This window comes from Candidatus Streptomyces philanthi (assembly GCF_059553635.1).
Genome location: NZ_JCANQV010000375.1, coordinates 1 through 4,762, shown reverse-complemented (window position 1 = coordinate 4,762; position 4,762 = coordinate 1). Strand labels below are relative to the sequence as shown.

Here is a 4,762-nt window from a genome sequence, read left to right as displayed (position 1 = left end):
CGGCGATGCCCATCGCCTCGCGCAGGATGCGGGTCTTGCCCGAGCCCGCGCCGCCCTCGACGGTGAGGACCGCGCGGCCCTCCTCGCGGCCGGCCAGCAGGATCTCCCGCACCAGGGCCATCTCGCGGCCTCGGCCGCGCAGCGCGGGTGCCGACCGGGGTAAGGCCGGTCCGGTCAGATACGACATGTGCTTGCCCTCCCCCCTGGACCTCCGGTGCATCTCACCGGTTCCGACGCCCAGAGACACGCACTCAGCGAAATCCCCGCAAAAACCTACTACGTGCGCGGTTTTATTCCTCGCTCCAACAAGATCCCTTTGTCAGTGAGACCGGTCACGCCCGCCGGGTCCGGCCGTGCGGCGGGGTGCCCGCGCGGGGATTCGGCCGGAAAGCGGACCGGCCCCCGTCCGCGTGGGACGGAGGCCGGTCGGTGGTACGTCCGCGGGTGAGCGGTGGTCAGCGCTCCTCGACGGGGACGAAGTCCCGCTCGACGACGCCGGTGTAGATCTGGCGCGGGCGGCCGATGCGGGAGCCCGGCTCCTTGATCATCTCGTGCCACTGGGCGATCCAGCCGGGCAGCCGGCCGAGCGCGAACAGCACGGTGAACATCTCGGTCGGGAAGCCCATGGCCCGGTAGATGAGACCGGTGTAGAAGTCGACGTTCGGGTAGAGCTTGCGCGAGACGAAGTAGTCGTCGGAGAGCGCGTGCTCCTCCAGCTTGAGGGCGATGTCCAGCAGCTCGTCGGACTTGCCGAGCGCGGAGAGGACATCGTGCGCCGCCGCCTTGATGATCTTCGCGCGGGGGTCGAAGTTCTTGTAGACGCGGTGCCCGAAGCCCATGAGCTTCGCGCCGTCCTCCTTGTTCTTCACCTTGCGGATGAAGGCGTCGACGTCGCCGCCGTCGCGCTGGATGGACTCCAGCATCTCCAGCACCGCCTGGTTGGCGCCGCCGTGCAGGGGGCCCCACAGGGCGTTGATGCCGGCGGAGATCGAGGCGAAGAGGTTCGCCTGCGAGGAGCCGACCAGGCGGACCGTGGAGGTCGAGCAGTTCTGCTCGTGGTCCGCGTGCAGGATCAGCAGCTTGTCCAGGGCGCTGACCACGACCGGGTCCAGCTCGTAGTCGGCGGCCGGCACCGAGAACGTCATGCGCAGGAAGTTCTCGACGTACCCGAGGTCGTTGCTCGGGTAGACGACCGGGTGGCCGACCGACTTCTTGTACGCGTACGCCGCGATCGTCGGCAGCTTGGCCAGCAGCCGGATCGTGGAGATGTGGCGCTGGCGCTCGTCGAACGGGTTGTGGCTGTCCTGGTAGAACGTCGACAGCGCGCTGACCACGGACGACAGCATGGCCATCGGGTGGGCGTCGCGGGGGAAGCCGTCGAAGAAGCGCTTGACGTCCTCGTGCAGCAGCGTGTGGTAGGTGATGTCCTGCTGGAACGTGGCCAGCTGGTCCACGGTGGGCAGCTCACCGTTGATCAGGAGGTACGCGGTCTCCACGAACGTGCTGCGCTCGGCGAGCTGCTCGATCGGGTAACCGCGGTACCGCAGGATGCCCTGCTCACCATCGAGGTAGGTGATCGCGGACTTGTACGCCGCGGTGTTGCCGTAACCGGAGTCCAGGGTCACCAGACCGGTCTGGGCGCGCAGCTTCGACAGGTCGAAGCCCTTGTCGCCGACCGTGCTGTCGACGACCGGGTAGCTGTATTCGCCGTCCCCGTAACGCAGTACTACAGAGTTGTCGCTCACGTCATCCCTCACCGACGTTGTGCCTCTTCTTCGAGGTGCCCTGACTGCCTATACCTTCCCCCATTTGGACCTTGGATGTGCACTCGGGGTCGGCCATAGGGCCTCAAGGCGGCACTCAGTGCCGTCAAAGTGACCATCCTGCTCCCTTTCGCCCCGATTAGGGAAACCAGGGTCCCTTCATCTCACTCCACCGAGTCGGTGGGCGAGCGCCGTACACCGCCGACCGGCGGAAACCGTCCGCACGGCCTGCCCCAGCGCCCTGCGCGAACCCACCAGGACCACCAGCCGTTTCGCCCGGGTCACGGCGGTGTAGAGCAGATTGCGCTGGAGCATCATCCAGGCCCCCGTGGTGACCGGAATCACCACCGCCGGATACTCGCTGCCCTGGGACCGGTGGATGGTCACCGCGTAGGCATGTGCCAGTTCGTCCAGTTCGTCGAAGTCGTAGGGGACCTCCTCGTCCTCGTCGGTGAGCACCGTCAGCCGCTGCTCGTCGGTGTCCAGCGCGGTGACCACTCCGACCGTGCCGTTGAACACACCGTTGCGGCCTTTTTCGTAATTGTTCCTGATCTGAGTGACCTTGTCCCCCACACGGAAGACCCGGCCACCGAACCGCCGCTCGGGCAGACCGGGCCGGGCCGGGGTCACCGCCTGCTGGAGCAACCCGTTCAGCGTGCCCGCGCCCGCCGGGCCGCGGTGCATCGGCGCCAGCACCTGCACATCCCGCCGCGGGTCGAGACCGAACGTCGCCGGGATGCGCCGCGCCGCCACATCGACCGTCAGCCGCCCCGCCTCCTCGGTGTCCTCCTCCACGAACAGGAAGAAGTCCCGCAGCCCGGTCGTCAGCGGCGGCACCCCGGAATTGATGCGATGCGCGTTGGTCACCACACCGGACTCCTGGGCCTGCCGGAAGATCCGCGTCAGCCGCACCGACGGCACCGGCCCGCCCGTCGCGCCGCCCGCGCCCAGCAGATCGCGCAGCACCTCGCCCGCCCCCACCGACGGCAGCTGGTCCACGTCCCCGACGAACAGCAGGTGCGCGCCCGGCGGCACCGCCTTGACCAGCTTGTTCGCCAGCAGCAGATCCAGCATGGACGCCTCGTCGACCACCACCAGATCGGCGTCCAGCGGACGGTCCGCGTCGTACGCGGCGTCCCCGCCCGGCTTGAGCTCCAGCAGCCGGTGGACCGTGGACGCCTCCGCCCCCGTCAGCTCCGACAGCCGCTTGGCGGCCCGGCCGGTCGGCGCCGCCAGCACCACCTTCGCCTTCTTGGCCCGCGCCAGCTCGACCACCGACCGCACCGTGAAGGACTTGCCGCAGCCCGGCCCGCCCGTCAGCACCGCCACCTTCCGCGTCAGCGCCAACCGCACCGCCTCCTGCTGCTCCGGCGCCAGCTCGGCCCCCGTACGCCGCGCCAGCCACGCCAGCGCTCGGTCCCACGCCACGTCCTGGAACGCCGGCATCCGGTCCTCGTCCGTCCGCAGCAGCCGCGTCACCCGCCCGGCCAGGGACAGCTCCGCACGGTGGAACGGCACCAGGTAGACCGCCGTGATCTCCTCGCCGTCCGCCTCGCCCGGCACCTTCTCCCGGACCACGCCCTCCGGGTCGGCGGCCAGCTCGGCCAGGCAGTCGATGACCAGACCGGTGTCCACCTGGAGCAGCTTCACCGCGTCCGCGATCAGCCGCTCCTCCGGCAGATAGCAGTGCCCCTGGTCGGTGGCCTGCGACAGCGCGTACTGCAACCCGGCCCGTACGCGGTCCGGGCTGTCGTGCGGGATGCCGACGGCCTGCGCGACGCGGTCGGCGGTCAGGAAGCCGATGCCCCACACATCGGCGGCCAGCCGGTAGGGCCGGTTGCGGACGACGGAGATGGAGGCGTCGCCGTACTTCTTGTAGATCCGCACCGCGAGGGACGTCGAGACGCCCACCCCCTGGAGGAAGACCATCACCTCCTTGATGGCCTTCTGCTCCTCCCACGCCGCGCCGATCATCTTCGTCCGCTTCGGGCCCAGGCCCGGCACCTCGATCAGCCGCTCCGGCCGCTGCTCGATGACGTCGAGGGTCTCCACCCCGAAGTGCTCGGTGATGCGGTCGGCGATGCGCGGGCCGATGCCCTTGATCAGCCCGGACCCGAGGTAGCGGCGGATGCCCTGGACGGTGGCGGGCAGCACCGTGGTGTAGTTCTCCACCGTGAACTGCTTGCCGTACTGGGGATGGGAGCCCCAGCGGCCCTCCATCCGCAGCGACTCCCCCGGCTGCGCGCCGAGCAGCGCCCCCACGACGGTCAGCAGGTCGCCCGCGCCGCGTCCGGTGTCGACGCGGGCGACGGTGTAGCCGTTCTCCTCGTTGGCGTAGGTGATCCGCTCCAGGACGCCTTCCACCACGGTGGTGTTGACCATGCCCCGACCGTACCGCCGGGGTACGACACCGCTGAGCGGCGGTCAGAGCACGTGCGCCGCGTACCGGGCGACGACCTCGGCCAGCACCTTCGCGCCGTCCCGCGCCCACAGCGCCGGCGAGAAGATCTCCACCTCGTCGGCGCCCCGGTACCCGGCGGCCCGCACCCGCCGCCGGAACCACCGCAGGTCCACCGACCCGTCACCCAACTGCCCGCGCCCCAGCAGCACACCCTCGGGCAGCGGGGTCACCCAGTCCGCGAGCTGGAACAGCGCGATCCGCTCCCCGCCCGCCCGGTCGATCCCCGTGCCGACCGTGTCGTCCCACCACAGGTGGTACGTGTCCACGACGACGCCCACCCGCTCGGCGGGGAACCGCTCCGCCAGGTCGAGCGCCTGCGCCAGCGTGCTGACCACGCACCGGTCGGCGGCGTACATCGGGTGCAGCGGCTCGACGGCCAGCCGTACGCCCCGCTCGGCGGCGTACGGCGCGAGGACGCCCAGGGCGTCGGCGATCCGCTCCCGGGCGCCGCGCAGGTCCCGGCTGCCCGGGGGCAGCCCGCCGCAGACCAGGACCAGGGTGCCGGTGCCCAGGGCCGCGGCCTCGTCGACGGCGGCCC

General features: G+C 70.5%; 4 protein-coding genes. All 4 read right to left on the bottom strand.

Annotated features, from left to right (window positions below; all coding sequences use genetic code 11):
* Window positions 1-187 (bottom strand): hypothetical protein (locus AC51EU_RS27170; RefSeq protein WP_496269731.1); only part of this gene is annotated, 187 nt, incomplete at its 3' end.
* A gap of 268 nt (window positions 188-455) precedes the next feature.
* Window positions 456-1,745, bottom strand: coding sequence for a citrate synthase (locus tag AC51EU_RS27165; protein WP_496269730.1), 1,290 nt, complete (start codon window positions 1,743-1,745; stop codon window positions 456-458).
* 177 nt (window positions 1,746-1,922) lie between these two features.
* Complete coding sequence (gene recD2 / locus AC51EU_RS27160) at window positions 1,923-4,145, bottom strand: SF1B family DNA helicase RecD2 (RefSeq protein ID WP_496269729.1); 2,223 nt, start codon at window positions 4,143-4,145, stop codon at window positions 1,923-1,925.
* 42 nt (window positions 4,146-4,187) lie between these two features.
* Window positions 4,188-4,762: sugar phosphate isomerase/epimerase family protein (locus AC51EU_RS27155; RefSeq protein WP_496269728.1), on the bottom strand; the 575-nt coding region annotated here is incomplete at its 5' end.

What these genes read in the sequence shown, in the direction of transcription:
- recD2 (WP_496269729.1), bottom strand. Translation starts at nt 4,145, where the DNA reads ATGGTCAACACCACCGTGGTGGAAGGCGTCCTGGAGCGGATCACCTAC.